Origin of the sequence: Rhodococcus sp. WB1, assembly GCF_001700945.1 — a bacterium.
GTDB classification, from domain to species: Bacteria; Actinomycetota; Actinomycetes; order Mycobacteriales; family Mycobacteriaceae; genus Rhodococcus; species Rhodococcus aetherivorans.
Window position 1 is genome coordinate 2,916,851 of record NZ_CP015529.1, and the last position, 26,445, is coordinate 2,943,295.

Genomic DNA, 26,445 nt, shown 5'->3' on the forward strand with positions numbered 1-26,445 from the left:
CACCGTTTCCGGTCGGCCGTGTGATCCCCGCGTACCCGGCCGCCGTGTGTCCCGAGCCACCCCCCGGTGGTGACCCGAATTGTGTCGCTTTCGGCCGCGTCCGGCCAGGCCGGCGCGGTCCGTCCTCCATGTTATGCGGCGGCCAGCGCGCGTGCCGCCGGCGGCGGGATCACCACACGCGTGTCCTGCGCCACGAGCGCCGCGTGCTCGGCGGCGCGGGCGTCCGAGTCCCGGGACTTCGGCTCGGCCCCGAGACCTGCCGCCGCCCCGACCGGGGTCCGGCCGCGGGCGGGAACCGCATCGGCAAGCGACTCGCTGACGTCGAAGAGCACGTCGGACAAGGGGACGTCGAGGGCGTCGCAGATCGCGGCGAGCAGTTCGCTCGACGCCTCCTTGCGCCCGCGTTCGATCTCGGAGAGGTAGCCGAGGCTGACCCGGGCGCTGCTGGAGACCTCACGCAGGGTGCGGCTCTGCGAAACGCGGGTGCGCCGAAGACTGTCACCGATTGCCTCACGCAACAACAGCGCCATCCCATCCTCCTTCGTCCGTCGTCGCTCAACCCGTCAACGCACGACGCACGTCGCCGGGTTCCCGGCTCCCCGCCCGGGCACGAAAACCCTGCCGGGCGCGGCTCCGCACGGGTCCGGCTGCCACCGGTACCGCGGTGTCAAGACACTACATCCCCGCGGCGCCGCGCACGCGGGTGAGTAGGCCCGACACGGCGGCACGGGCAGCCCCGGCCCGGATGTCCCACCGGTCCCCGCGCACCGGCGGGCGGGTGACCACCGTGCCGCCCGGCCCGGCGATCCCGAGATACAGCGTGCCCGGCGGGTGCCCGTCCTGCGGGTCCGGTCCGGCCACGCCGGTGATGCCCACGCCCCACGTCGCTCCGCAGCGAGTCGCTGCGCCCTCGGCCAGGGCCGCGGCGGTGGACTCGGAGACCGGCCCGTCCGCCGCGAGCCGTTCCGGGTCCACGCCGCCCAGGGTGGACTTGAGGTCGGTGGCGTAGACGATCAGCCCCCCGCGCAGCACCACGCTGGCGCCGGGTACCCCGGCGATCGTCGCCGCAATCAGCCCGGCCGTGAGTGATTCGGCCGTGGCCACCGTCTGCCGCCGCGCGGCCAGGGTCGCGACCAGCTCCGCGGCCGCGGTGCCGGGAACGAGCGGGTCGGGCACCGCCTCACTCCCCGTGCTGTTGCTCGACGCGGTGCACCCCGGCGCGCAGTCGCGCCGCCTGGACCACGTAGTCGATGCCGGTGCCCACCGTCAGGATCACGGCGAGTCCCATGAGCGCGACGGCGAAGGGCATCGCCGCCTCCGGCAGCGGCAGCAGGTACAGCACGATCGCGAGCGTCTGGACCAGGGTCTTGGCCTTCCCGCCGCGGCTGGCGGGGATCACCGCGTGCCGCAGCACGAAGAAGCGCAGCGCCGTGACGCCGAGCTCGCGGGCCGCGATGATGCCGGTCACCCACCACGACAGGTCACCGAGCAGCGACAGGCCCACGAGGGCGGCGCCGATGAGCGCCTTGTCGGCGATCGGATCGGCGAGCTTGCCGAAATCGGTCACGAGTCCGTACTTGCGGGCGAGCTGTCCGTCGATGCGGTCCGTGATCGCCGCGACGGCGAACACACCCGTTGCGGCGATGCGCCACGCGACGTCGTGACCGTCGCCGACGAACAGCACCAGAAGGAAGACCGGCACCAGAACGATCCGCAGCATGGTGAGGATGTTGGCGATGTTCCACAGCGGGACCGGCTCCGCGGCCGCGGGGGCATGCGGCCCGGGAGCCGCCGCCGCACCGCCGGTTCCGGCCACCTCCGGATGCGGCGCGCTCACGCCGGCCTCCGCGCCACGGACGTCGCCGCAGGACGAGGCGGACCCGGGTCCGCCGGGGCGACACGTGAGCATGGGGATCCGACCGGCACACGGACACAATATCGGTAGAGCGACCGGCTACTGTTCACCACTATGACTTCGCGGACGACGGACCAGGAGACTCACGACCGCATCCTCGTACGACGTGCGCGAACCGGCGACATTCCGGAGATCAAGCGGCTGGTCGACATCTACTCGGGCAAGATCCTCCTGGAGAAGAACCTCGTCACGCTGTACGAGGCCGTGCAGGAGTTCTGGGTGGCCGAGACGGCGGGCACCGTGGTCGGCTGCGGGGCCCTGCACGTGCTGTGGTCCGACCTGGGCGAGATCCGGACCGTCGCGGTGGATCCCCGGGTCAAGGGTCGCGGGGTCGGTCACCTCGTGGTGTCCCGCCTGATCGACGTCGCCCGCGAACTCGAACTCGAACGGCTGTTCGTGCTCACGTTCGAGGTCGAGTTCTTCGGCCGGCACGGATTCACCGAGATCGACGGCACACCCGTCACCGCCGAGGTGTACGCGGAGATGTGCCGCTCGTACGACACCGGTGTCGCCGAGTTCCTGGATCTGAGCTACGTCAAACCGAACACCCTCGGAAACACCCGGATGCTGCTCACGCTCTGAGCCGCCCCCTTCCGCCCACCTGTCACGAATGCGAGGACCCATGCCCATGTTCGCCGTCGAGTACACCTACTCCGAGGCCACCGCGAGCGGCCGCGACGAGCACCGGCCCGCCCACCGCGGCTGGCTCGGCGAACTCGTCGAGGCCGGGACGGTGCGCGCGACCGGCCCGTGGGCCGACGGGTCCGGCGCACTGATCCTCGTCGAGGCCGCGGACGAGCCCGCGGTGCGGGAGGTCATGGCTCAGGATCCGTTCGCCCGTCAGGGGCTGCTCGACGAGGTCCGGATCACGCAGTGGCTCCCGGTGATGGGCGTCTTCAACGACTGACGCCCGTCACCGGCGCGGCGGGAAGGTCAGGTGAGGTCGGCCTTCTCGCTGCGCGTCTTGAGCAGGCTCGCGACGGTCGTCACCACCAGCACGCCGACGATCACGCCCAGCGACAGCCAGGTCGAGATCTCCGGCACCGCGACGTGCTCACCGCCGTTGACGAACGACAGGGTGTTCTCGTGCAGCGCGTGCAGCACCAGCTTGACGCCGATGAACGCGAGGATCACGGACAGGCCGTAGGACAGGTAGACCAACCGCTCGAGCAGACCGCCGATGAGGAAGAACAGCTGCCGCAGGCCCATCAGGGCGAACGCGTTGGCGGTGAACACCAGGTAGGGCTCGCTGGTGAGGCCGTAGATCGCCGGGATCGAGTCGAGCGCGAACAGGATGTCGGTGAAGCCGATGGCGGCGAGGGCGAGCAGCATCGGGGTGGCGAAGCGCTTGCCGTCGATCCGGGTGAACAGCTTGTCGCCGTGGTACTCGTCGGTGGTCGGGTACACCTTGCGGACCAGCGAGACGATGCGATTCTCCCGCTCCTTCTCGTGCTCGACCTCGTCTCCGTGCTCGCGGATCAGCTTGATCGCGGTGTAGATGAGGAACGCCCCGAACAGGTAGAACACCCAGCTGTAGGCGTTGATGGCCGCGGCACCCACGGCGATGAACGCCCCGCGCATCACGAGCGCCAGGACGATGCCGATCGTGAGCACCTTCTGCTGGTACTCGCGCGGCACCGCGAAGGTCGACATGATGATGACGAACACGAACAGGTTGTCGACGCTGAGGGCCTTCTCGGTGACGTAACCGGCGAAGTACTCACCGCCGTACGTCGGCCCCCAGATCGCGAACACCACGACGCCGAACACCACGGCGAGGCCGATGAACACCGCCGACCAGAAGCCTGACTCGCGCAGCGACGGCGCGTGCGGTTTGCGGACGTGGGCGTAGAAGTCGAAGACGAAGAGCCCGAGAATCACCAGGATGGTGACGATCCAGGTGAGCGGGGTGACATGCATCGGCAGATATTCCTCCGGTAGGTACAGCTAACCACCGGAGGTCTCTCCCACCTCGGATCGCAGCTCGACGGTGCGGCTTCGAGGTCGGCAGCCCCGGAACGACATCGGTGTCGCACGTGTTGACGGAACTGCCGCGGGTTAGGGGATACTCCCCTCCACGTCTCCCATTCAACCACACGCGGGTCGCGGCATCGAACCGTGCCGCCGGCCCTACTCCGCCGGCGCCGACGCCGCCCCGTCCCCGCCGCCGCGGATCGAGAACAGCAGGCCGTCGAGTTCCTCCGGTTTGACCAGGACCTCCCGCGCCTTGGACCCCTCGCTGGGACCGACGACGCCGCGGGTCTCCATCAGATCCATCAGCCGACCCGCCTTCGCGAAGCCGACGCGCAGCTTGCGCTGCAGCATCGACGTCGAACCGAACTGGCTCGACACCACCAGCTCGACCGCCTGCAGGAGAACGTCGAGGTCGTCGCCGATGTCGGGGTCGACGTCCTTCTTCTCGCCCGCCTTCGCCGTCGTGACGCCCTCGGTGTACTCCGGTTCCTTCTGGTTCTTGGCGAAGTCGACGACGGCCGCGATCTCCTCGTCGGTGATGAACGCGCCCTGCATCCGGATCGGCTTTCCGGCGCCCATCGGCAGGAACAGGCCGTCGCCCATGCCGATGAGCTTCTCGGCACCGGGCTGGTCGAGGATGACCCGGGAGTCGGTCAGCGACGACGTGGCGAACGCGAGCCGCGACGGCACGTTCGTCTTGATCAGGCCGGTCACGACGTCCACCGAGGGCCGCTGCGTGGCGAGCACCAGATGGATGCCGGCGGCGCGGGCCTTCTGGGTGATCCGCACGATCGCGTCCTCCACGTCGCGCGGGGCCGTCATCATCAGGTCGGCGAGCTCGTCGACGATCGCCAGGATGTACGGGTAGGGCCGGTAGACGCGCTCGCTGCCGAGCGGCGCGGTGATCTCGCCGGACCTGACCTTGGTGTTGAAGTCGTCGATGTGCCGCACCCGGTTGGCCTGCATGTCCTGGTAGCGCTGTTCCATCTCCTCCACCAGCCACGCGAGGGCGGCGGCCGCCTTCTTCGGCTGGGTGATGATGGGCGTGATCAGGTGCGGGATGCCCTCGTAGGGCGTGAGCTCGACCATTTTCGGGTCGATGAGGATCATCCGGACCTCGTCCGGCGTGGCGCGCACGAGCAGCGACACCAGCATCGAGTTGACGAAGCTCGACTTGCCGGAGCCGGTGGAGCCGGCGACCAGCAGGTGCGGCATCTTCGCCAGGTTCGCGCAGACGAAGTCGCCCTCGATGTCCTTGCCGAGCCCGATCACCAGCGGGTGGTGGTCCTTGCGGGTCGACGGTGCGGCGAGCACATCGGCGAGACGCACCAGCTCACGATCCGAGTTCGGGACCTCGATGCCGACCGCGGACTTGCCGGGGATCGGCGCGAGCAGTCGCACGTTGTCGGTGGCCACGGCGTAGGCGATGTTGCGGGCGAGTGCGGTGATCTTCTCGACCTTCACACCCGGGCCGAGTTCCACCTCGTACCGCGTGACCGTCGGGCCGCGGGTGAAGCCGGTGACGGCGGCGTCGATCTTGAACTGCTCGAGCACCTCGGTGATGGCCTCGATCATCTGATCGTTCGCCGAGCTGTGCTGCTTGGGTGGGTCGCCCTCGAGCAGCAGCCCGAGCGACGGCAGGGTGTAGTCGCCCTCGACCACCCGATCGGGCACGAGCGGCTCGAGCTTGTCGTCGGCGGGTGGCTCCTCCGCCGGCGGGACCGGTGCGGGGGCCGCCTTGGGCCGGGTGCGGGCCCGCGGCGGTTCCGGCGCCGGTTCGGGTTCGGGTGCCGGCGACGTGGCGGGCGCCGGATCCGGCTCCCACAGGGGCAGCACCTCGGTGCGGGCGTCGCCGTCGAACTCGTCCGTGGGGTAGTTCTCGACCGGGGTGCGCCGCCGGGTCCGGGTGCGCCGCTCGACGGGATAGCCGTCGGCGTCGAACAGGGTCGGGTCGCGCTCCGGGTCGTAGCCGCCGGCAGGGTCCGGGTCGTACTCGCCGTACTCGTCGTCGGCTCGGTAGTGCAGACCGAAGTAGTCGCGGAACATGCCGGGCAGTTCCCGGATCGTCGTGCCGGTGAGCAGCAGGATCCCGAAGCCGGCCGCCATCAGCAGCAACGGAACCGACAGCCACACCGTCAGACCGTCGGTGAGGGGTCCGCCCACCAGGTAGCCGACGAACCCGGCGCCGCCCTCGCGGCCCGGGCCGTCGTCCGGCATACCCGAGGCGATGTGCCACAGGCCGAGTGCGGGAAGCGCGACGAGCAGCGACCCGAGGACGAGCCGGGGCCGGATCTCCGGCCGCGGCTCGGTGCGCATGAGGACGACGGCGATCACGAGGCCGGCCAGCGGCAGCACCGCGCTGGCGCCGCCGACGACCGCGCGGACTGCGGTCTCGAGCCAGCCCCCGAGCGGGCCACCGACCGCGAACCAGACGGTGCCGGCGACGACGACGCTCGCGGCGATGAGCCCGAGGGCGATGCCGTCGCGGCGGTGGCCGTGCTCGACCTCCGTCACCCTGCCCATCGTGCGGGTGGTGGCGCCCACACCGCGGGCGATCATCGTCCAGCCGCTCCCGATCCCGCGACCGAGCGTGTGCAGGACGCTGCCCCGCGACGAGCGGGCGGGCGCCTTGCGCCGGGGGGTGGTGGCGCGGGCCGGGCGCCGCGCGGCCGGTTGCCGGCGGGTCGTCGGGGCGGGCTTGCGGGTGCTGCTCTTCGTCCGCGACGACGAGCCCGCGGCGGCGGACGAGCCGCGCGCGCCCGACCTCGACCGTGAGGTCGTTGACGACGATCCGCGGGCACCCGACTTTCCTGCCATACCCGTCAGGTTAGTCGCAATGTCCACAACCGAACCATCCGCAACACCGGCATCAGCCGCACGCGGTGGTCACACCGGCGCCGGGACGGATCAGATGCCGCGACCGGATGCGGCGACCTCCGCGACGTCGGCCGCCTCCCCGGACGTCTCGACGCGCACCTCGTCACGGCCGAACGCATGCAGGAGCAGCTCGGCGGGTTCGCCGCGCAGGACCACGGTGCGCGGCCCGCGACGCCGGACCGTCGCGCGGGTGCCGTCGGGGCGTTCGAACACCACCGTGACGTCGGTGCCGCGATAGCCGCGCCGACCGACCTGCCGGGCCATCTGCCACAGGCGGTCCTGGGTCGACGGGTCGAGCGGTCGCGGCTCCCACCCGGGCGCGGCGCGCCGCACGTCCTCGTGGTGGACAAACATCTCCGCGGCATTGGCGAGTCCGTCGACGAGGTACAGCGGCGACCAGATCGGCGGTCCGGACTCGATGTCGGCGAGCAGTTGCTCCCACGACCCTCCCGCCGCCTCGGCGCGCACCCGCTCGGTGTGCCCGGCCAGGGGTGGCAGGACGATGCCCGGCATCGTGTCGATCCGGCGTTCGCGGACCACGAGGTGGGCGGCGAGGTCCCGGGCGGTCCAGTCCCCGCACAGGGTGGGGGCGTCGGGACCGGTCTGTGTCATGGTGCGGACGAGTGCGTGTCGTTCGTCACGGGCGAGGCTCACGCGGCCCACTGTAGTGCCGGACCGGTCCGGTAGCGCCGGACCGTCCGGCACGGCAGGGTGCGGTTGCGCCGGCGCGGCTACGCCGGGCCCGGGACGGTGATCACCGTCGGCACGATCATCGGCCGGCGACGGTAGGTGTCGGACACCCAGCGCCCGACGACACGGCGGATCGCCTGGGCGATGCGGTGGGCGTCGTCGATACCCTCGGCGGCGAGCTCGTTGAGGACCTTGTCCACGAGTTGCGCGGCCTCGGAGAGCGCTCCCGGGTCGTCGGAGAAGCCGCGGCCGGACACCCCCGGGGTGCTCACGGCGCGACCGTTCTCGTCCACGGCGACGGAGATGGAGATGAAGCCGCCCTCGCCGAGGATCAACCGGTCCGACAGGGTCGATTCGCCGACGTCACCGACGGACAGGCCGTCGACGTAGACGTGGCCGACGGGTACCTGTCCGACGATCTCCGCGAGCCCGTCGACGAGGTCGACGACCACGCCGTCCTCGGCGAGCACGATCCGGTCCCGCGGCACCCCGGTCGCCTCGGCCAGCGCCGCGTTGGCCCGCAGGTGCCGCCATTCGCCGTGCACCGGCATCGCATTCGTCGGGCGCACCGCGTTGTACAGGTACAGCAGCTCGCCCGCGGAGGCGTGGCCGGAGACGTGCACCTTCGCGTTCTGCTGGGTGACGACGGTGGCGCCTCGCTTGGCGAGGCCGTTGACGACCGCGAACACCGAATTCTCGTTGCCCGGGATCAGGGAGGAAGCCAGGATGACGAGATCGTCGGCCTTGATGTTGATCTGGCGGTGCTCGCCGCGCGCCATGCGCGACAGCGCGGACAGCGGTTCACCCTGCGAGCCGGTGGAGATCAGCACGAGCCGGTTGTCGGGCAATGTCGCGGCGGTGTCGAGATCGACGACGAGCCCGTCCGGCACCCGCAGGTAGCCGAGGTCCTGCGCGATCTGCATGTTGCGCACCATCGACCGTCCGACGAAGGCGATGCGGCGGTTGTACCGCCCGGCGACGTCGACGACCTGCTGGATGCGGTGCACGTGGCTGGCGAAGGACGCGACGATCACGCGCTGGGTGGCCTTGCCGATGACGTTGTCCAGGACGCCGCCGATCTCGCGTTCGGGCATCACGAAGCCCGGCACCTCGGCGTTGGTGGAGTCGACGAGGAACAGGTCGACGCCCTCGTCGCCGAGCCGGGAGAATCCGGCGAGGTCGGTGAGGCGGCCGTCGAGCGGCAACTGGTCGAGCTTGATGTCGCCGGTGTGCAGCACGAGCCCGGCCTCGGTGCGGACGGCGACGGCGAGCGCGTCCGGGATCGAGTGGTTGACGGCGAAGTACTCGCACTCGAACGGGCCGTGCGTGGTCTTGTCCCCCTCGACGACTTCGACGAGGTTGGGCCGCAGCCGGTGCTCGCGGCATTTCGCGGCGACGAGCGCGAGGGTGAACTTCGAGCCCACGACCGGGATGTCGGGACGCAGGCGCAGCAGGAACGGCACCGCCCCGATGTGATCCTCGTGGCCGTGGGTGAGGACGACGGCTTCGACGTCGTCCATGCGGTCCTCGATGTGCCGGAAGTCCGGCAGGATCAGGTCGACGCCGGGCTGCTGGTCCTCGGGGAAGAGCACGCCGCAGTCGATGACGAGGAGCCGGCCCTGATGCTCGAAGACCGTCATGTTGCGGCCGATCTCGCCGATGCCGCCGAGCGCGACGACGCGCAGGCCCTTCGGCGGCGCCTTCGGCGGGGTGCCGAGGCGCCCCGACATGTCCGCCACCTTGCGCGGATCGGGCCGCTGGGTGTTGGCCGAGGTCTGCACGGTCCGGCGCGCGGGCCGGCCGCTGGGCGGTCCGGCGTTGCGGGTGGCGCGGCCCCGGCCGCGCGACGGGCGGCTCACGCGAGCACCCCCGCGGCGTGCAGATCCGCGGCGAGCGCGTCGATCTGCGCAGAGGTCGGCGCCACCTGGGGCAGGCGCGGCTCGCCGACGTCGAGACCCATCAACCGCAGACCTGCCTTCGACGCGCTCACCCCGCCGAGGCGGGAGACGGCGCGCAGGATCGGCATGAGGCTCAGGTTGACCGCGCGGGCGCGGACGAGGTCGCCGGCCTGGAAGGCGTCGTACAGCTCGCGCAGCCGGCCGGGAACGAGATGCCCGATGACACTGACGAATCCGACGGCGCCGACGGACAGCCACGGCAGGTTCAGCGGGTCGTCGCCGGAGTAGAACTTCAGGTCGGTGGTGCCGATGAGCTCGGCACCGGCGTTGAGGTCGCCCTTGGCGTCCTTGACCGCCACGATGCGCGGATGCTCCGCGAGCCGGCGCAGCGTCTCCGTTTCGATCGGCACGACCGAGCGCGGTGGGATGTCGTAGAGCATGACCGGCAGGTCGGTGGCGTTCGCGACGGCCGTGAAGTGGGCGTAGAGCCCGGCCTGCGGCGGCCGCGAGTAGTACGGAGTGACGACGAGCAGGCCGTGGGCGCCGGCCCGCGCGGCGTCGCGGGCGAGTTCGACGCTGTGGGCGGTGTCGTTGCTGCCGGCGCCGGCGATGATCTTCGCGCGGTCCCCCACCGCGGCGAGCACGGCGCGCATCAGCTCGAGCTTCTCGTTCTCGGTGGTGGTCGGCGATTCGCCGGTGGTGCCCGCGAGAACCAGCGCATCGCAGCCGCCGTCGACCAGGTAGGCGGCAAGACGCACACCCGCGTCCACGTCGAGCTTGCCGTCGGCGGTGAACGGGGTCACCATCGCTGTGGCGATGGTGCCGAACGGAAGCTCGACAGCAGAAGCGGAATCACCGTTGGTCATGGTCAGAAGGCTACCGCGTGACGGGGGCTGTTCCACACACACCTGCCGGTCAGGTGTCGGCGGCGAAGGCGCTGGCGGCGACCTCGGAGCCGTCGGGCAGGCGGGTGATGGTGAAGTCGCCGAAGATGTTCGGCGCGGCGTCCTGCAGCTGACGCAGGCACTCGACGGCGAGGCGGCGGATCTCGACGTCGGCGTGCTCGGTCGCGCGCATGGCCACGAAGTGCCGCCAGGACCGGTAGTTGCCGGTGACGACGACGCGGGTCTCGGTGGCGTTGGGCAGCACCGATCGCGCGGCCTCGCGGGCCTGTTTCGCGCGGATCGGCCCCTCGGGCAGGTGGGACAGTTTCGCGTCGAGCGCGTCGAGCAGTTCGATGTACGCGGCCCGGCTGGACTCGGCGGCGGCGAGGAACAGTTCCTCGAGCCGCGGATCCCCCGCCACGGCCGGCGGGACCACGACCGGCGCGTCGCTGCCGCGGACGAACCGCTGGGACAGCTGGGAATAGGAGAAGTGCCGGTGCCGGATGAGTTCGTGGGTGCACGACCGGGAGATGCCGGTGATGTAGAAGCTCACCGAACCGTGCTCGAGCACGGACAGGTGCCCGACGGTGAGCAGGTGGCGTAGGTACCCGGCGTTCGTGGCCGTGCGCGGGTTGGGCTTGGACCAGCTCTGGTAGCAGGCCCGGCCGGCGAACTCGGCGAGTGCCTCCCCGCCGTCGGCGTCGGTCTCCCAGGGCACGTCGGCGGGCGGGACGAACTCGGTCTTGGCCACCAGCCTGACCTTCAGCGTGACGGGCTCGGGCGCCATCGGTTCTCCTCCAGGTTGTCGATCCAGTCGAACCGTAGCGCCGCCGCGGGCGGCACCGGACGCGGGCCGCGTGTTGACGTCTTGACTGACATCATCGTTGACATCAGTATGGCGTCATGAACCTGGACCCGTACCTGGACGCGATCACCGAGTCCCTCGTCGCCGCCGCGGAGCTCGGCGACGAACAGACCCGCCGGACCGCGGCAGCCCTCGCCACAGCGGTCGCCGCGCCCGCCCGCCTGGCCGTGCTGCGGGCACTGTCGGACATGGCGGCGGAGGTCTCGAAGGAGCTCGGCGACCGGGTGGTCACCGTGCGTCTCGACGGCAGCGCGGCGGTGCTCGAGGTGCACACGGATGCGCCCACCGAAACCACAGGCACCGCAACGACTTTCGAGGACGTCACCGGGGACATCAGCCGGGTGACGCTGCGCCTCGTCGAGCAGATCAAGGCACGCGCCGAGGAGGCGGCGGCCCAGAACGGCGTGTCACTGAACTCGTGGGTGTCGCAGGCCGTCCAGGGGGCGCTGCGCGAGCAGATGCGGTATCAGCGCCGCGCCGACGAGCGCGCCGCGACGCGTCGCGCCGAGGAGACCGGGCCCGGCCCGTCCGCTACGTCGGAACCGTCCGAGCGCGAGGACGGTTGAGCGGGAGGCCGTGCGGTACATTGCCGACGCACGTCACCCGAAAGACGAGGAAGTGAGCCCATGGCCGTCAGCAGTTCCAGCAGTTTCGAGATCAAGGCCGACCCGGGTCGCGTGATGGCGGGAATCGCCGCGGTCGACCGGCTGCCGGAGTGGTCCGGGCCCCACAAGACCGTCGTCGTCGAGACCACCCACCCGGACGGCCGCCCGCACCGCGTGCGCATGACCGTCTCCATCATCGGTCTCCACGACGAGCAGGTGGTGGACTACTACTGGAACGGCGACGAATCGATGTCCTGGACCCTGGTCGAGAGCCACCAGCAGCACCAGCAGGACGGCACCTACACCCTCACCGCCACCGAGAGCGGCACCCGCGTCGACTTCACCCTCACGATCGATCCGAAGATCCCGCTGCCCGGCTTCATGGTCAAGAAGGCGCAGAAGATGGCGATGGAGACCGCCGAGCGGGGCCTGACGAAGTTCGTCGAGCAGCAGCTCTGACGCACCGCGCGGTGTCCGGTGCCTGCGACGTCCCGGTCGGTCAGCACTCCTCCGACACGGACACCGCGACGGTCGCCCCGAGTTCGTAGCAGCGTTCACGGACCTTTGCGTCGATCGGCCCGGTGATCTCGAGATCCTCCGTGACCTGCGCCAAGGCGAGTCCGGTGACGAGTTTGCGCACCGAGGCGACGGCGCCCGCGGTGTCGTTGTTGCCGTGTACCCACAACCCGTACGGCCGGCCCGCGACGGCGTCGAGGCACGGGTAGTAGACGGTGTCGAAGAAGTGCTTGAGTGCCCCCGACATGTATCCGAAGTTCGCGGTGGTGCCGAACACGTAACCGTCGGCGGCGAGCACGTCCGGCACGGTCGCGCCCAGCGCCGGCACCGTCCGCACCCGCACGCCCACGATGTCGGGGTCACGCGCCCCGGCCAGCACCGCCTCGAGCAGTTCGCGGGTCGACGGGGACGGAGTGTGGTGGACGACGAGCAGAGTGCGCTCACCGTCGGCGGGGGCCTCGGTCACACCCTGCAGGGTACGTCGCCGACCGATCGGTGTCCCTGCCCCGCAACGACAACCGCAACCGCGATCAGGCTTCGGCCGGGGCGTGGACCGAGCGAATGTATCGCCCGCTACCGCTGAGGAGATGAACGATACATTCGCTCGACGCCGGGGCGCATGATCAGTCGGCGGACTGCGGGCGCTCGAGTTTCTCGAGCGCGACGGCCCGGCGCATGGTCTCCCGGGCCCGGCCGCGGTCGCCGGCGTAGTCGTACGCGCGGGCGAGACGGTAGGAGTTGCGCCAGTTGTCCGGGTCGGCCTCCCACTCCTTCTTGACCCGCTCGAACAGGGCGTCGGCGGCGTCGCGGTCGATCCGGCCCGACGGCCGGCGCGGCAGGTCGCGCACGTCGAGTTCGAGGCCCTCCTCGTGGATCCGCCGGGACAGGTGCTGGTGCTGGAAACCGGCCCGCACGGTGGCGTAGACGATCCACACGCCCACCAACGGCAGCAGCAGCACGCCGATGCCGAGCCCGACGGCCGCGGCGTTGCCGGAGCGCACCAGTTCGAGCCCGCGCCCGCCGAGCAGCACGAAGTAGAACCCCAGCGCGACGACGATGAAGGCGATCGGCGCGAGGACCTTGACCAGGTCGCCCCTCACAGGTCGAGGAGGGGGTCGATGCCGACGGTGAGGCCGGGCCGGTCCCCGATCTCGCGCACGCCGAGCAGCACGCCGGGCGCGAAGGAGGACCGGTCGATCGAGTCGTGGCGGATGGTCAGGGTCTCGCCCTGGGTGCCGAGCAGCACCTCCTGGTGTGCGACGAGCCCGGCCAGACGCACGGAGTGCACCCGCACCCCCTCCACGTCGGCGCCGCGGGCACCCTCGAGTTCGGTGCTGGTGGCGTCGGGGCTGCGGCCCACACCGGCCGCGGCGCGGGCCTGCGCGATGAGCGCCGCGGTGCGGTAGGCCGTGCCCGACGGCGCGTCCGCCTTGTTGGGGTGGTGCAGCTCGATGACCTCGACGGAGTCGAAGAACCGCGCGGCGGCCTGCGCGAAGCGCATCGACAGCACGGCACCGATCGCGAAGTTCGGCGCGATCAGGACGCCGACCTCCGGCTGCGCGGCCAGCCAGCCGCGGACCCGGTCCAGTCGTGCGTCGTCGAATCCGGTAGTGCCGACGACGGCGTGGATGCCGTGCTCGACGAGGAACTGCAGGTTGCCCATCACCACATCGGGGTGGGTGAAGTCCACCACCACCTGCGCCCGGGAGGCGACGAAGTCGTCGAGGCTGTCGCCCCGGTCGACCGCAGCAACGAGCTCGAGGTCGGCGGCCGCCTCGACGGCCGCGCAGATCGCCTGCCCGACCTTGCCCTTGGCGCCGAGCACACCCACCCGAATTGCTGCTGCGTTCACTTGACTCTCCACGCTTCCTCGTCCGATCGCCGTCCCGCAGCAGCCTACGCAACCGGACGACCTCGACCGTGCTCAGCCCGCGGTCACGCGACGAGGACGCGCACCGAGGCGGGCAGGTCCCGGGGCCGGCGATACGGTCCGGCGACGGCCGCGGCGAACGGCCGGTGCAGCAGCTCGGCGGCGACGGCGCGGACCTCCGCCGCGCTCACCGACGAGATCCGCTCGAGCGTCTCGGTGACACTCCAGTGCGTGCCGTAGCTCAGTTCGCTGCGTCCGATCCGGTTCATCCGGGCCCCGGTGTCCTCGAGGCCGAGGACCAGAGCCCCGCGCAGCGAACCCTTGGCGCGGGCGCACTCGGCCTCGGTGACGCCGTTCTCGGCGACATCGGCGAGCACCTCGCGGACGAGCGCGGCGACCTCGCCGAGGTTCTCGGGCTGGCAGCCGGCGTAGACGGAGAACGCGCCGGTGTCGGCGAAGGTGTCCACACCCGAGTACACCGAGTAGGCGAGGCCGCGCTTCTCCCGGATCTCCTGGAACAGCCGTGAGCTCAAGCCGCCGCCGACGGCGGTGTTGAGCACCGACAGCGCCCAGCGCCGGTGGTCGTGGCGGCCGAAGGATCGCACGCCGACCGCCAGGTGGGCCTGCTCGCCGTCGCGGTCGGTGATGCTCAGCGTCGGCGTCGTACGCAGGCGGAGACTGCCCTCGCGGCGCGGGGCGGCGGTCGTGGCGGGGTCGAGGTGCCCGGCGAACGCGCGACGGACCAGTTCCACGGTGTGGTCGTGATCGACATTGCCGGCGACGGCGACGACCATGCGGTCCGGCGTGTACCGCCGCACGTGGAACGAGTGCAACTGGGTACGGGTCATCGCCTCGATCGATTCGACCGAGCCGATTATCGGACGGCCGATCGGGTGGTCGCCGTACAGGGCGGTGAGGAACGCGTCGCCGAGCAGATCCTCGGGATCGTCGTCGCGCATTGCGATCTCCTCGAGGACGACCTGCCGTTCGACGTCGACGTCGGCGCTGCGGCAACGGCCGCGCAGCACGACGTCGGCGACGAGGTCGACGGCCAGGGGCAGATCGTCGTCGAGCACGTGGGCGTAGAAGCAGGTGTGCTCCTTCGCGGTGAACGCGTTGAGCTCGCCGCCGACCCCGTCGACGAGTTCGGCGATGTCGAGCGCGGTCCGGGTCGGGGTGGCCTTGAACAGCAGGTGCTCGAGGAAGTGGGCGGCACCGGCGACGGAGGGCTGCTCGTCGCGGGAGCCGACGCCCACCCAGACGCCGACGGCGGCCGAGCGCACGCCGGGCACGTGCTCGGTGACGACGCGGAGCCCCCCGGGCAGGTGGGTGCGCCGAACCCCGGAGTCGGGCTCGGTGGGTGCCGACGCGGAGGCGACGACGGACGAAACGGCGGCGGACGGAGCGGCGGCGGAGCGGCGGGTGGCGGCCATGAAGATGTTCGACGGTCCTACAGGCGAGTGGGTGTGCTGGACGGAACATCTCACACTACACGCGCCGCCGCGCACCCCTTCCGGTCACCACCCGCGGCGGTGCGGCCGCGACCCGACCAGCTGCCCCTTGGGGGCGACGTCCCTGCTGCGGTAGACCACGTAGGGGCGGAACAGGTATCCGACGGGTGCGCTGAAGGCGTGCACCAGGCGGGTGAACGGCCACAGCGCGAACAGGGCCAGGGCGATCAGCGCATGGAGCTGGAACGACAGGGGTGCCTGCACCATGAGGTCGCCGCGCGGCTGCAGGATCCAGATGGAGCGGAACCACGGCGAGACGGTCTCGCGGTAGTTGTGCTCCTCCCCCACCACACCCGAGCCCATCAGGGTCGTGGCGAGTCCCGCGACGATCGCGGCGACGAGCACCACGTACATCAGCTTGTCGTTGGCGGTGGTGGCCATGAAGACCGGTCCGCGGGTGCGGCGGCGGTAGATCAGCAACAGGATCCCGACGAGGGTGGCGATCCCGGCGACGGTGCCCAGCGTCACCGCCTGCACGTGGTACGCGTGCTGGCTCAGACCGATCGCATCGGTCCACGACTGCGGGATGAGCAGACCGATGACGTGACCCACGATCACCACGAGGATGCCGAAGTGGAACATCGGGCTGGCGATGCGCAGCAGCTTGCTCTCGTAGAGCTGCGACGAGCGGGTGGTCCAGCCGAACTTGTCGTAGCGGTAGCGCCACCACGTGCCGACGACCACCACGGCGATGGTGACGTACGGGACGACGTCCCAGAAGATCTCCCCTGCGGACATGGTCAGTCGACTCCTTCGGCTCGGGTCTGGGCCGAGACGGTTGCGGTCCGGCGCGGTGGGACGGTGAGGGTGAACGGTTCGAGGCCGATCGCCTCGGCCGGCGGCCCGGCCTCCGCGAGCTGCCGGGCGCGGCGCTCTTCCTGATCGCCGACCGGGGGCAACGTCGCGCACACCGCCTCGATCGCCGCCGCATACGGGGAATCGCGTTCGCCGAGCGCGACCCGGAGCACGTCGATCGGGATGCGGTGCGCGGCGAGCAGCTGCTCCCCCGCGTCCGGGTCGACGGTCGCGGCGAATTCGAGCACCACCGGGAGGTGATCGGGCGCCTCCCCGGGCGGCGGCTCCGCGCCGGCGTCGCGGTAGGCCTGCGCGAACGCGTGGATCGCCGCGCCCCGGTTGCGGGTGTCGCCGCCGGTCCAGTACGTGAGGTACATCGTCGAGCGCCGGCGCATGTCGAACGTGTCGACGTAGTCGGCCTGCGCGGCGAAGGGATCGCCGTCGCGCAGGGCGGCGAGGGTCCGGCCCAGCAGCTCCGCCGGTTCCCCGGTGATGTGCCCGAGAAGCCGGTCGACGGTCGCGAGACGGGACGGCAGTCGCTCGTCGGGGTACGCCAGCAGCAGCGACGCCGCCTGCCGGATCAGCCGGTGCTGCAGGTGCCGCGATGCGGTGTCGCGCGCGCCACGGCGCAGCAGCCCCCTCATCGCCCGCTCCCCCGGTTCTCGACTCGATGCCCGGCCGGGAACAGGCCCTGGGGCACGCCCTTGCCGTCCCAGTTGAGCAGGTTCACGCGGGAGGGATTCGACGCGTTCGCCGCCATCCCCTCGGAGGTCTGCCGCTGCCGGAGCGCGTGGAAGGTTTCCACCGCGACGGGAACGGGACCTCCGCTGGCCTCGCCGAACGGCCCGGAGTCGTACATGCCGGGGCCGCCCTCGAACGACAACGCGCAGTCGGTGGCGGATTCCTCGAGCTGGTGGCCTTCGGCCGCGTAGGCGGTCGGGATCACGTACCGCTCGTCGTACTTGGCAAGGGCGAGCAATCGGTACATCTCGTACATCTGCTCCTCGGTCATGCCGACGGCGTCGGGGATGTCCGGCCGCGTATCCCGGCCCAGGTTGATGTCGCGCATGTACGAGCGCATCGCGGCGAGCCGGTGCAGCACCGCTTCGACGGCGTCGGTGTCGCCCGCCGTGAACAGTCCCGCCAGGTACTCGATCGGGATGCGCAGCGATTCGAGCGCACCGAACAGGTTCCCGATGTCCTCGCCGTCGTGGCCGTCGCGGGTCACGGCGTCGACGACCGGCGAGAGCGGCGGCACGTACCAGACCATCGGCATCGTGCGGTACTCCGGGTGCAGCGGCAGCGCAACCCGATACGTGTTGATCAGCGCGTACACGGGCGACCGCTGGGCGGCCTCGATCCACTCGTCGGAGATGCCCTCGGCGCGGGCGCCGGCGATCACCTCCGGGTCGTGGGGGTCGAGCAGCACCTGCCGCTGTGCCTCGTAGAGGTCCTTCTCGTCCTCGACGGACGCGGCCTCGAGCACCCGGTCGACGTCGTAGAGCACGAGCCCGATGTACCGCAGCCGGCCCACGCAGGTTTCCGCGCACACGGTGGGCAGGCCTACCTCCACGCGCGGATAGCACAGCGTGCACTTCTCGGCCTTGCCGGTCTTGTGGTTGAAGTACACCTTCTTGTAGGGGCAGCCGGACACGCACATCCGCCAGCCGCGGCAGCGGTCCTGGTCGACGAGAACGATGCCGTCCTCGACACGCTTGTACATCGCTCCCGAGGGGCACGACGAGACGCACGACGGATTCAGGCAGTGCTCGCAGATACGCGGCAGGTAGAACATGAAGGTCTGTTCGAGTTCGAGCCGGACCTGCTCGCCGACCTTCTTCAGCACCGGGTCGGCGGGGACGATCTCCGGCGAGCCGCCGAGGTCGTCGTCCCAGTTCGCCGACCATTCGACCTTCATCGGCTTGCCGCTGATCAGGCTGCGCGGCGGCGCCACGGGGATCTGGTCGCCGAGCGGCGCGGTGGTGAGGTTCTCGTAGTCGTAGGTCCACGGTTCGTAGTAGTCGCCGATCGCCGGCATCTTCGGGTTCGAGAAGATCCGGAACAGCTTGTTCCACCGGCCGCCGTCGCGCAGCCGCAGCCGGCCGTTCCGGTCGCGGATCCATCCGCCGCGCCAGCGTTCCTGGTCCTCGTACATACGGGGATATCCCAGGCCGGGCCGGGTCTCGACGTTGTTGAACCACACGTATTCGGTGCCGGAGCGGTTGGTCCAGGCCTGTTTGCAGGTGACCGAGCACGTGTGGCAGCCGATGCACTTGTCGAGGTTCATGACCATCGCCATCTGGGCCATCACCTTCATGCCGGCCTCGCTTCCCGGATCGTGGTCGTGGGTGTCGACATCAGTACGTGACCTCCTGCGACCGGCGGCGTACGACCGTCACCTCGTCGCGTTGATTTCCGGTGGGGCCGAGGTAGTTGAACGCGAACGACGTCTGCGCGTAGCCACCCGCCAGGTGGGTGGGCTTGATCAGGATCCTCGTGAGCGAGTTGTGGATGCCGCCGCGGGTGCCGGTGGTCTCGGTGAGCGGCACGTCGATGGTGCGTTCCTGCGCGTGGTAGACGTACACGACGCCGTCGGGCATGCGGTGCGAGACGATCGCGCGGCACACCACGACGCCGTTGCGGTTGACGGCCTCGACCCAGTCGTTGTCACGCACCGAGATCTTCGCCGCGTCCCCCGGGCTCATCCACATGGTCGGACCGCCCCGCGAGAGGGACAGCATGAACAGGTTGTCCTGGTACTCGGAGTGGATCGACCACTTCGAGTGCGGGGTGAGGTACCGCACGGTCAGTCCGACGCCGTCGCCGCTGCCCACGGCGGGCTCGCCGAACAGGCGCGACATGTCCAGCGGCGGACGGTAGGTCGGCAACTGCTCGCCGAGTTCCTCGATCCAGTCGTGATCGACGTAGAAGTGCATGCGGCCGGTGAGCGTGTGAAACGGTTTGAGTTCCTCGATGTTCACCGTGAACGGCGCGTAGCGGCGCCCGCCGGTCTCGCTGCCGGACCATTCCGGGCTGGTGATCACCGGGACCGGCCGGGCCTGGGTGTCGGCGTAGGTGATGCGGCGTTCCTCGCTGCCCTCGGCGAGGTGCACGAGCCGGCGGCCGGTGCGCTTCTCGAGTTCACGGAAGCCCTCGACGGCGAGCCGGCCGTTCGAGGTGCCCGACAGCGCGAGGATGACATCGGCCATCCGTTCGGCGCTCGTGACCGCCGGGCGGCCTTCCCCGGCACCGGAATTCATCACACCGAACGTCGCGGCGAGCTCCGCGACCTCCTGCACCGGACGTGTCGTGACGCCCTTGGTGGTCAGGCCGAGGGTGTCGACGAGCGGCCCGAGGGTCGACCATTTGTCGGCGATCGCGGTGTAGTCCCGTTCGACCACCGCGAGCGGGCCCATGGTCCGGCCCGGCACCGGCACCTCCCCGGTGACGCGCCAATCCTTCTCCGTGCCCGACGGATACGCCATCGCGCCCGGCGTGTCGTGCTGCAGTGTGCCGAGCACGATGTCGGTGCGGGTTCCGAGATGCTTCGCCGCCAGCGCGCTGAACACCTTCGCGATGGCGCCGAAGGCATCGTAGTCGGAACGCGTTTCCCACGGCGGGTCGATCGCGGGACTGAAGGCGTGGATGTAGGGGTGCATGTCGGTGCTCGACAGGTCGCCCTTCTCATACCACGTCGCGGCGGGCAGCACCACGTCGGAGAACAGCGTGGTCGACGTCATCCGGAAGTCGATCGACATCAGCAGGTCGAGCTTGCCCTCGGGCAGGTCGTCCGGCCAGGCGACGTCGTGCGGGCGCAGGTCCGGACCGGTCGGCACGCCCTGGATGTTCGAGTCGGTCCCGAGCAGGTGCCGCAGGAAGTATTCGTTGCCCTTGCTGGACGAGCCGAGCAGGTTGGACCGCCACACGTTGAGCACCCGCGGCCAGTTGCGCGGGTTGTCCGGGTCGGTGACCGACAGTTTCACCTCGCCGCTCGCGAGTTTCCGGGCGACGTACGCGGGGATGTCCACGCCCGCGGCCCGCGCCTCGTCGGCGATCTCGTGGGTGTTGCGGTCGAACTGCGGGTAGAACGGGGTCCACCCCATCGCGACCGCGGAGGTCATCACGTCCATCGTGTGCTTGTCCCGGAACCGGCCGCGGCCCAGCGGGCTCGCCAGCGCGTCGGCGCGGTACCCGTCGTAGCGCCACTGGTCGGTGTGGACGTACCAGTACGACGTACCGGCCATCTGCCGCGGCGGCCGGCTCCAGTCGGTGCCCATCGCCATCGCAGCCCAGCCGGTGACGGGCCGGCACTTCTCCTGCCCGACGTAGTGGGCCCAGCCACCCCCGTTGCGGCCCATCGACCCGGTGAGAAGGAGCAACGCCAGCACCGCCCGGTAGGTCGCGTCGCCATGGAACCACTGGCAGATGCCGGCACCCATGATGATCATCGACCGGCCGCCGGATTCCTCCGCGTTGCGCGCGAACTCCTTCGCGATCCGGATCGCCTGGGCGGCGGGAACTCCCGTGATGCCTTCCTGCCACGCCGGGGTGTAGGGGACGGCGGGATCGTCGTAGCCGGTGGGCCACACGCCCGGTAGGCCCGGACGGGAGGCGCCGTACTGCGCAAGCATGAGGTCGAACACGGTGCACACCAGGTGTTCTCCGACGCGCCGCACCGGCACTCCGCGCTCGATGCTCGCCCCGTGCCCGTCGACCGTGTCGAAGCTCGGCAGGTGCACCGTCACCGCGTCCTCGCCGGCGATGCCGCCGGGATGCGCGACGGTCAGTGCCGGCACGAGGTCGCCCAGATCGAGGTTCCACTTGCCGATGCCGTCGTCGCCGTACCGGTAGCCGAGCGAACCGTGCGGAACCGCCACGGTGTCGGTCGCACCGTCGAGCAGCGCCGGCTTGAACGCCGCGTTCTCCACGTCCCGACCGAGGTCGGCCGCGGTGAGGTTCTTGCCCGGGACGAGCCGGCCGTCGCGTTCCTCGAGTTTCACGAGGAACGGCAGGTCGGTGTACTGCCGGACGTAGTCGACGAAGAAGGGGACCCGCTGCTCGACGTAGAACTCGGTCAGCAGCACGTGGCCCATCGCCATCGCCAGCGCGCCGTCGGTGCCCGCCGCGCACGGCATCCATTCGTCGGCGAACTTCGTGTTGTCGGCGTAGTCGGGACTCACGGTCACGACCTTCGTGCCGCGGTAGCGGACCTCGGCCATCCAGTGCGCGTCGGGTGTGCGCGTGACCGGCACGTTCGATCCCCACATCATGAGGTAGGCCGCGTCCCACCAGTCGCCGGATTCGGGCACGTCGGTCTGGTCCCCGAACACCTGCGGAGAGGCGACGGGAAGGTCGGCGTACCAGTCGTAGAAGGACGTCATGACGCCGCCGATCAGCTCGACGAACCGGGAACCGGCAGCGAAGGACACCATCGACATCGCGGGGATCGGCGAGAAGCCGGCCACCCGGTCGGGTCCGTATTCCCGGACGGTGTGCACGTGCGCCGCCGCAATCATCTCGGTCGCCTCGGCCCACGTCACCCGGACCAGGCCGCCCTTGCCGCGGGCCCGCTGGTAACGGCGGCGCCGTTCGGGATCGCCCTGGATGTCGGCCCACGCCAGAACGGGATCGCCGAGCCGCGCCCTGGCCTCGCGGTACATCTCGACGAGCGCGCCGCGGGCGTACGGGTAGCGCACCCGCGTCGGCGAGTACGTGTACCACGAGAACGCAGCGCCGCGGGGACAGCCGCGCGGTTCGTACTCGGGGCGGTCGGGGCCCACCGTGGGGTAGTCGGTTTCCTGCGTCTCCCACGTGATGATCCCGTCCTTGACGTAGATCTTCCACGAACACGAACCGGTGCAGTTGACGCCGTGGGTGGACCGGACCACCTTGTCGTGACTCCACCGGTCCCGGTAGAAGATGTCGCCTTCGCGTCCGCCGCGGCGGGTGACGGTCCGGCCGTCTCCGGAGATCTCCCCCGGGGTGAAGAACCGTCCGCTGCTGCGCAGCAACTCTTCGGCGGCACCGCCGGTGTGCTGGGTTGTCACGTCATCTCCCTTCGGGTCGCGTCGTGGTGGTCGTGCCGGCCCCGGGTGTGTCGCGCGCGGCGTTCTCGTGGGCCCTCAGCTTGACCGCGGTGTAGAGCAGGGCGACGAGGGCGGTGACGACGAGCAGCGCCAGTCCCACCGTGTAGTCGTTGTCGGCGGGGTCGTAGGTCGCGCCCATGACCAGCGGCGGGAAGTAGCCGCCGAGCCCCCCGGCCGCGGCGACGATGCCGGTGACCGATCCCACGGACTTCGCGGGGGAACGTCGTGCGACCCAGGCGAAGACACCGCCGGCGCCGACGCCGAGGAAGACCGCGAGCAGGATGAAGTCGGTGGCCGCCCACACCTCCGGCGGCGGCTGCAGGATCGCGATGGCGGCCATCACCGCGGTCCCCGCGAACGAGACGAGCACGACGGGCTTGGGCCCGATCCGGTCGGACAGGGCACCGCCGATCGGCCGCGCGATCACCGCGGCGAGGGCGAACGCCGCGGTGCGGGCGCCCGCGTCGACGGCGGAGAAGCCGTAGACGGTCTTGATGTAGGTGGGCAGGTAGTTGCTGAAGGCCACGAATCCGCCGAACACCACGGCGTAGAGGAACGACATCTCCCACGTGACCCGCAGTTTCAGTGCCGCAGCAAGTTTCGGTCCGACAGGGTCGGTGTTCGGGTGGAAGTCCGGGGAGTTGCGCATCACGAGGACGCACACGCCGGCGGTGACGGCGAGGGCGGCCGCGACGATGACATGCGTCGCGAGGAGCCCGAACCAGTTCACGAAGCGTGGGGTGAAGAATGCCGAGAGCGCGGTGCCGACCATGCCGGCGCCGAAAACACCCGTGGCGAAGCCGCGGCGGGCGGGTTCGTACCAGTTGTTCGCGAACGGGATTCCGACCGCGAAGATCGTGCCCGCGATGCCGAGGAAGAACCCGCAGACCAGCAGGAGCGGGTACGACCCGGCCTCGGCCGCGAAACCCACTGCGATCACGGGCAGGATCGACAGGAGGGAGATCGCGATGAACATGATCCGTCCGCCGTGGCGGTCGGTGAGCGAACCGACGGCGATGCGGCCGAGCGAACCGACCAGGATCGGCGTCGCGACCAGCATCGACGCCTGCGAGCTGCTGAGGGACAGCTCACCCGCGTAGGTGGTGGACAGCGGGCCGATCATGTTCCAGGCCCAGAAATTGATGGCGGAAACCCAGGTGGCCAGCGCCAGGTTCAGTCCCCGGCCGGAACCGGGGACACGCTCCGTTGCGGTGTTCACGTCCCCAGAGAACCACCCTCAGGCAACGAGCGAGCCGCTTTGAGGGAAAAGGTGCATGGCGGGCCGGCGGTGGGGACATGCGAACGGTTCCGCCCCGGAATACGGCACGTGGAGTCACCGAACACATTGTGCGTCAACACAGTACAACGATCCGGTCACGCCGGGGCGAATGTCCCGGACCCCGGGGCGCGACCCGGCCGATGCCCGACGCGTGCCTTCCCCCGGAAACACGGCCGCGGCCCCGCACCTTCCGAGGGTGCGGGGCCGCGGTGCGACTCGGAGGCCGGACTACTGCTGCGTGTCCTCGGCCGCGGGAGCCTCGGGTGTCTCGCCCGAAGCGTCGGCGGTGTCCTCGTCGGGCACCGGCACCAGGCTGATCTTGCCCCGGTTGTCGATGTCGGCGATCTCCACGCGGATCTTCGAGCCCACGTTGACGACGTCCTCGACCTTGGCGATGCGCTTGCCGTTGCCGAGCTTGCTGATGTGCACCAGGCCGTCGCGGCCCGGCAGCAGCGAGACGAACGCGCCGAACGCCGTGGTCTTGACCACGGTGCCCAGGAAGCGTTCGCCCACCTTCGGCAGTTGCGGGTTCGCGATGGCGTTGATCTTGTCGATCGCGGCCTGCGCGGACGGGCCGTCGGCGGCACCGACGTACACCGTGCCGTCGTCCTCGATGGAGATGTTCGCGCCGGTCTCCTCGGTGATCGAGTTGATCATCTTGCCCTTGGGGCCGATGACCTCGCCGATCTTGTCGACCGGGACCTTGATGGTGGTGATCCGGGGCGCGAACGGGCTCATCTCGTCCGGGGTCTCGATGGCCTCGGCCATCACCTCGAGGATGGTGGCGCGGGCGTCGTGCGCCTGCGACAGCGCCCCGGCGAGCACCTGCGACGGGATCCCGTCGAGCTTGGTGTCGAGCTGCAGCGCGGTGACGAAATCCTTCGTGCCGGCCACCTTGAAGTCCATGTCACCGAACGCGTCCTCGGCGCCGAGGATGTCGGTCAGCGCGACGTAGCGGGTCTCCCCGTCGACCTCGTCGGAGACCAGGCCCATCGCGATGCCCGCGACCGGGGCCTTGAGCGGCACACCGGCGTTGAGCAGCGACAGCGTCGAGGCACACACCGAGCCCATCGAGGTGGAGCCGTTCGAGCTGAGCGCCTCGGAGACCTGACGGATCGCGTAGGGGAACTCCTCCTGGCTGGGCAGGACCGGGATCAGGGCCCGCTCGGCGAGGGCGCCGTGGCCGATCTCGCGGCGCTTCGGCGAGCCGACGCGGCCGGTCTCACCGGTGGAGTACGGCGGGAAGTTGTAGTGGTGCATGTACCGCTTGCTGGTCTCGGGACCGAGCGAATCGATCTGCTGCGCCATCTTCACCATGTCCAGCGTGGTGACACCCATGATCTGGGTCTCGCCACGCTCGAACAGCGCCGAGCCGTGGGCCCGGGGCACGATCGCGACCTCGGCGGACAGGGCGCGGATGTCCGTGATGCCGCGGCCGTCGATGCGGAACTTGTCCCGCAGGATCCGCTGGCGGACCAGCTTCTTGGTGAGCGAGCGGAACGCCGCGCCGATCTCCTTCTCACGGCCCTCGAAGTTGGGGGCCACCTGCTCGAGGACCTCGACCTTGACCTCGTCGGTCCGCTCGTCGCGCTCCTGCTTGCCGGCGATGGTCAGCGCCTCGGCCAGCTTGGTCGACGCGGCGGCCTCGACGGCCTCGTACACGTCGGCTTCGTAGGCCGGGAACAGCGGGAAGTCACCGGTGGGCTTCGCGGCCGCGGCGGCGAGCTGCTGCTGGGCGACGCACAGCCGCGCGATGAACGGCTTGGCGGCCTCGAGACCCTCGGCGACGACGGTCTCGGTCGGCGCCTGCGCACCGCCGGCGACCAGCTCGACGACGTTCTCGGTGGCCTCGGCCTCGACCATCATGATCGCGACGTCGGCGGTGTCGGGGTTGTCGCCGCCACCCACGATGCGACCCGCGACCACCATGTCGAACACGGCGTTCTCGAGCTGCTCGACCGTCGGGAACGCGACCCACTGGCCGGTCTTGTTCTCCTCGGAGGTGATCAGCGCGACCCGCACGCCGCCGACCGGCCCGGAGAACGGCAGGCCGGCGATCTGGGTGGACGCCGACGCGGCGTTGATCGCGACGACGTCGTACAGGTCGTTCGGGTTCAGGCTGAGCACCGTCACCACGACCTGGATCTCGTTGCGCAGGCCGTCGACGAAGGACGGGCGCAGCGGCCGGTCGATGAGGCGACAGGTCAGGATCGCGTCGGTGGAGGGCCGGCCCTCGCGACGGAAGAACGAGCCGGGGATGCGGCCCGCGGCGTACATGCGCTCCTCGACGTCCACCGTCAGCGGGAAGAAGTCGAAGTGCTCCTTGGGCTGCTTGCTGGCGCTCGTCGCCGACAGCAGCATGGTCTCGTCGTCGAGGTACGCGACGACGGAGCCGGCGGCCTGCTGGGCGAGGCGGCCGGTCTCGAAACGAATCTGGCGGGTGCCGAAGGACCCGTTGTCGAGGACTGCGACGGACTCGAACACGCCCTCGTCGACCTCGACTGCTGAATTGCTGGTCATCTCTACTCTTCTCTTCCCTCTCGTCTTCGCCGTACCCGCGCGGGCGCCACAACCCTCGTGGCTGCGGCTGCGCACCGATCGCCCGTGCCCGCGTCTCACGGGCCGAGCGTGCGGAGGCGGTCGTCGATCGAAACCGTCCGGACCGGGTCCGGAAGGTCAC

General features: G+C 70.3%; 23 protein-coding genes. 4 read left to right on the forward strand and 19 right to left on the reverse strand.

What is annotated here, in order from left to right; all coding sequences use genetic code 11:
* Positions 1 to 131: 131 nt before the first annotated feature.
* The 3 genes from A4U64_RS12875 to pgsA all read right to left on the reverse strand — a co-directional run bounded on the left by A4U64_RS12875 (position 132) and on the right by pgsA (position 1,837).
* The gene (locus tag A4U64_RS12875; protein WP_006948280.1) at positions 132 to 530 is read right to left on the reverse strand and encodes a helix-turn-helix domain-containing protein; all 399 of its coding nucleotides are present in this window, start codon (positions 528 to 530) and stop codon (positions 132 to 134) included.
* Positions 531 to 675: 145 nt separating this feature from the next.
* Entirely contained in the window at positions 676 to 1,176 is a 501-nt protein-coding gene (locus A4U64_RS12880; protein ID WP_065922633.1) for a CinA family protein, read from the reverse strand.
* 4 nt (positions 1,177 to 1,180) lie between these two features.
* A complete protein-coding gene (gene pgsA, locus A4U64_RS12885) occupies positions 1,181 to 1,837 on the reverse strand; it encodes a CDP-diacylglycerol--glycerol-3-phosphate 3-phosphatidyltransferase (protein WP_006948282.1) in 657 nt (218 codons plus the stop codon).
* A gap of 132 nt (positions 1,838 to 1,969) precedes the next feature.
* Between pgsA and A4U64_RS12890 the strand changes: the two genes are divergently transcribed.
* A complete protein-coding gene (locus tag A4U64_RS12890; protein ID WP_170914076.1) occupies positions 1,970 to 2,497 on the forward strand; it encodes an amino-acid N-acetyltransferase in 528 nt (175 codons plus the stop codon).
* A gap of 40 nt (positions 2,498 to 2,537) precedes the next feature.
* Positions 2,538 to 2,822 carry a YciI family protein gene (locus tag A4U64_RS12895; protein ID WP_065922634.1) on the forward strand — a complete coding sequence of 95 codons (285 nt, stop codon included), beginning with the start codon at positions 2,538 to 2,540 and terminating at the stop codon, positions 2,820 to 2,822.
* A 26-nt stretch (positions 2,823 to 2,848) separates the two neighbouring features.
* Here the strand turns inward: A4U64_RS12895 and A4U64_RS12900 are convergent, their stop codons facing one another.
* The 6 genes from A4U64_RS12900 to thyX all read right to left on the reverse strand — a co-directional run bounded on the left by A4U64_RS12900 (position 2,849) and on the right by thyX (position 11,025).
* The gene (locus tag A4U64_RS12900; protein ID WP_006948285.1) at positions 2,849 to 3,835 is read right to left on the reverse strand and encodes a TerC family protein; all 987 of its coding nucleotides are present in this window, start codon (positions 3,833 to 3,835) and stop codon (positions 2,849 to 2,851) included.
* A 210-nt stretch (positions 3,836 to 4,045) separates the two neighbouring features.
* Positions 4,046 to 6,706: an FtsK/SpoIIIE family DNA translocase gene (locus tag A4U64_RS12905; protein WP_198163416.1), complete on the reverse strand. Its 2,661-nt coding sequence runs from the start codon at positions 6,704 to 6,706 to the stop codon at positions 4,046 to 4,048.
* A 90-nt stretch (positions 6,707 to 6,796) separates the two neighbouring features.
* Positions 6,797 to 7,420 carry a TIGR03085 family metal-binding protein gene (locus A4U64_RS12910; protein ID WP_029543318.1) on the reverse strand — a complete coding sequence of 208 codons (624 nt, stop codon included), beginning with the start codon at positions 7,418 to 7,420 and terminating at the stop codon, positions 6,797 to 6,799.
* Between the two features lie 77 nt (positions 7,421 to 7,497).
* A complete protein-coding gene (locus tag A4U64_RS12915) occupies positions 7,498 to 9,315 on the reverse strand; it encodes a ribonuclease J (protein ID WP_006948291.1) in 1,818 nt (605 codons plus the stop codon).
* Entirely contained in the window at positions 9,312 to 10,220 is a 909-nt protein-coding gene (gene dapA / locus A4U64_RS12920; protein WP_006948292.1) for a 4-hydroxy-tetrahydrodipicolinate synthase, read from the reverse strand. Before dapA ends, A4U64_RS12915 begins: the two co-directional genes overlap by 4 nt.
* Before the next feature lie 49 nt (positions 10,221 to 10,269).
* Positions 10,270 to 11,025 carry an FAD-dependent thymidylate synthase gene (thyX, locus tag A4U64_RS12925; protein ID WP_006948294.1) on the reverse strand — a complete coding sequence of 252 codons (756 nt, stop codon included), beginning with the start codon at positions 11,023 to 11,025 and terminating at the stop codon, positions 10,270 to 10,272.
* Between the two features lie 116 nt (positions 11,026 to 11,141).
* On the opposite strand from thyX, the gene A4U64_RS12930 reads away from it, so the two are divergent.
* Positions 11,142 to 11,669 (forward strand): toxin-antitoxin system HicB family antitoxin, encoded by a 528-nt coding sequence (locus A4U64_RS12930; protein WP_006948296.1) that lies wholly within the window; start codon positions 11,142 to 11,144, stop codon positions 11,667 to 11,669.
* 60 nt (positions 11,670 to 11,729) lie between these two features.
* Positions 11,730 to 12,167, forward strand: a complete 438-nt coding sequence (locus A4U64_RS12935; RefSeq protein ID WP_006948297.1) for an SRPBCC family protein — start codon at positions 11,730 to 11,732, stop codon at positions 12,165 to 12,167.
* 40 nt (positions 12,168 to 12,207) lie between these two features.
* Here A4U64_RS12935 and A4U64_RS12940 read toward each other — a convergent pair whose 3' ends face one another.
* From A4U64_RS12940 to A4U64_RS12985, 10 genes are all read right to left on the reverse strand, one after another.
* Entirely contained in the window at positions 12,208 to 12,690 is a 483-nt protein-coding gene (locus A4U64_RS12940; RefSeq protein WP_006948298.1) for a flavodoxin family protein, read from the reverse strand.
* A gap of 157 nt (positions 12,691 to 12,847) precedes the next feature.
* Positions 12,848 to 13,324: a hypothetical protein gene (locus tag A4U64_RS12945; protein WP_029543312.1), complete on the reverse strand. Its 477-nt coding sequence runs from the start codon at positions 13,322 to 13,324 to the stop codon at positions 12,848 to 12,850.
* Positions 13,321 to 14,076 carry a 4-hydroxy-tetrahydrodipicolinate reductase gene (gene dapB, locus A4U64_RS12950; RefSeq protein ID WP_029543311.1) on the reverse strand — a complete coding sequence of 252 codons (756 nt, stop codon included), beginning with the start codon at positions 14,074 to 14,076 and terminating at the stop codon, positions 13,321 to 13,323. The genes A4U64_RS12945 and dapB overlap by 4 nt, the downstream gene beginning before the upstream one ends.
* 83 nt (positions 14,077 to 14,159) lie before the next feature.
* Positions 14,160 to 15,527 carry a M16 family metallopeptidase gene (locus A4U64_RS12955; protein ID WP_029543310.1) on the reverse strand — a complete coding sequence of 456 codons (1,368 nt, stop codon included), beginning with the start codon at positions 15,525 to 15,527 and terminating at the stop codon, positions 14,160 to 14,162.
* A gap of 84 nt (positions 15,528 to 15,611) precedes the next feature.
* The gene (gene narI / locus A4U64_RS12960; RefSeq protein WP_029543309.1) at positions 15,612 to 16,343 is read right to left on the reverse strand and encodes a respiratory nitrate reductase subunit gamma; all 732 of its coding nucleotides are present in this window, start codon (positions 16,341 to 16,343) and stop codon (positions 15,612 to 15,614) included.
* A gap of 2 nt (positions 16,344 to 16,345) precedes the next feature.
* Positions 16,346 to 17,044, reverse strand: coding sequence for a nitrate reductase molybdenum cofactor assembly chaperone (narJ, locus tag A4U64_RS12965; protein WP_029543308.1), 699 nt, complete (start codon positions 17,042 to 17,044; stop codon positions 16,346 to 16,348).
* On the reverse strand, positions 17,041 to 18,717 hold the full coding sequence (narH, locus tag A4U64_RS12970; protein ID WP_006948304.1) for a nitrate reductase subunit beta: 1,677 nt from the start codon (positions 18,715 to 18,717) through the stop codon (positions 17,041 to 17,043). Before narH ends, narJ begins: the two co-directional genes overlap by 4 nt.
* Before the next feature lie 40 nt (positions 18,718 to 18,757).
* Positions 18,758 to 22,447 (reverse strand): nitrate reductase subunit alpha, encoded by a 3,690-nt coding sequence (locus A4U64_RS12975; protein ID WP_050035105.1) that lies wholly within the window; start codon positions 22,445 to 22,447, stop codon positions 18,758 to 18,760.
* A 1-nt stretch (position 22,448) separates the two neighbouring features.
* A complete protein-coding gene (locus A4U64_RS12980; RefSeq protein WP_065922635.1) occupies positions 22,449 to 23,705 on the reverse strand; it encodes a nitrate/nitrite transporter in 1,257 nt (418 codons plus the stop codon).
* Positions 23,706 to 23,993: 288 nt separating this feature from the next.
* A complete protein-coding gene (locus tag A4U64_RS12985; RefSeq protein ID WP_006948313.1) occupies positions 23,994 to 26,285 on the reverse strand; it encodes a polyribonucleotide nucleotidyltransferase in 2,292 nt (763 codons plus the stop codon).
* Positions 26,286 to 26,445 lie beyond the last annotated feature (160 nt).

Bases quoted from the DNA above. Each gene is read 5' to 3' on its own strand.
- A4U64_RS12905 (WP_198163416.1), bottom strand. From the start codon at position 6,706: ATGGCAGGAAAGTCGGGTGCCCGCGGATCGTCGTCAACGACCTCACGG.
- A4U64_RS12895 (WP_065922634.1), top strand. From the start codon at position 2,538: ATGCCCATGTTCGCCGTCGAGTACACCTACTCCGAGGCCACCGCGAGC.
- dapA (WP_006948292.1), bottom strand. From the start codon at position 10,220: ATGACCAACGGTGATTCCGCTTCTGCTGTCGAGCTTCCGTTCGGCACC.
- thyX (WP_006948294.1), bottom strand. From the start codon at position 11,025: ATGGCGCCCGAGCCCGTCACGCTGAAGGTCAGGCTGGTGGCCAAGACC.
- A4U64_RS12875 (WP_006948280.1), bottom strand. From the start codon at position 530: ATGGCGCTGTTGTTGCGTGAGGCAATCGGTGACAGTCTTCGGCGCACC.
- narJ (WP_029543308.1), bottom strand. From the start codon at position 17,044: ATGAGGGGGCTGCTGCGCCGTGGCGCGCGCGACACCGCATCGCGGCAC.
- narH (WP_006948304.1), bottom strand. From the start codon at position 18,717: ATGAAGGTGATGGCCCAGATGGCGATGGTCATGAACCTCGACAAGTGC.
- A4U64_RS12890 (WP_170914076.1), top strand. From the start codon at position 1,970: ATGACTTCGCGGACGACGGACCAGGAGACTCACGACCGCATCCTCGTA.
- A4U64_RS12955 (WP_029543310.1), bottom strand. From the start codon at position 15,527: ATGGCCGCCACCCGCCGCTCCGCCGCCGCTCCGTCCGCCGCCGTTTCG.
- A4U64_RS12985 (WP_006948313.1), bottom strand. From the start codon at position 26,285: ATGACCAGCAATTCAGCAGTCGAGGTCGACGAGGGCGTGTTCGAGTCC.
- A4U64_RS12900 (WP_006948285.1), bottom strand. From the start codon at position 3,835: ATGCATGTCACCCCGCTCACCTGGATCGTCACCATCCTGGTGATTCTC.
- A4U64_RS12935 (WP_006948297.1), top strand. From the start codon at position 11,730: ATGGCCGTCAGCAGTTCCAGCAGTTTCGAGATCAAGGCCGACCCGGGT.
- A4U64_RS12930 (WP_006948296.1), top strand. From the start codon at position 11,142: ATGAACCTGGACCCGTACCTGGACGCGATCACCGAGTCCCTCGTCGCC.
- narI (WP_029543309.1), bottom strand. From the start codon at position 16,343: ATGTCCGCAGGGGAGATCTTCTGGGACGTCGTCCCGTACGTCACCATC.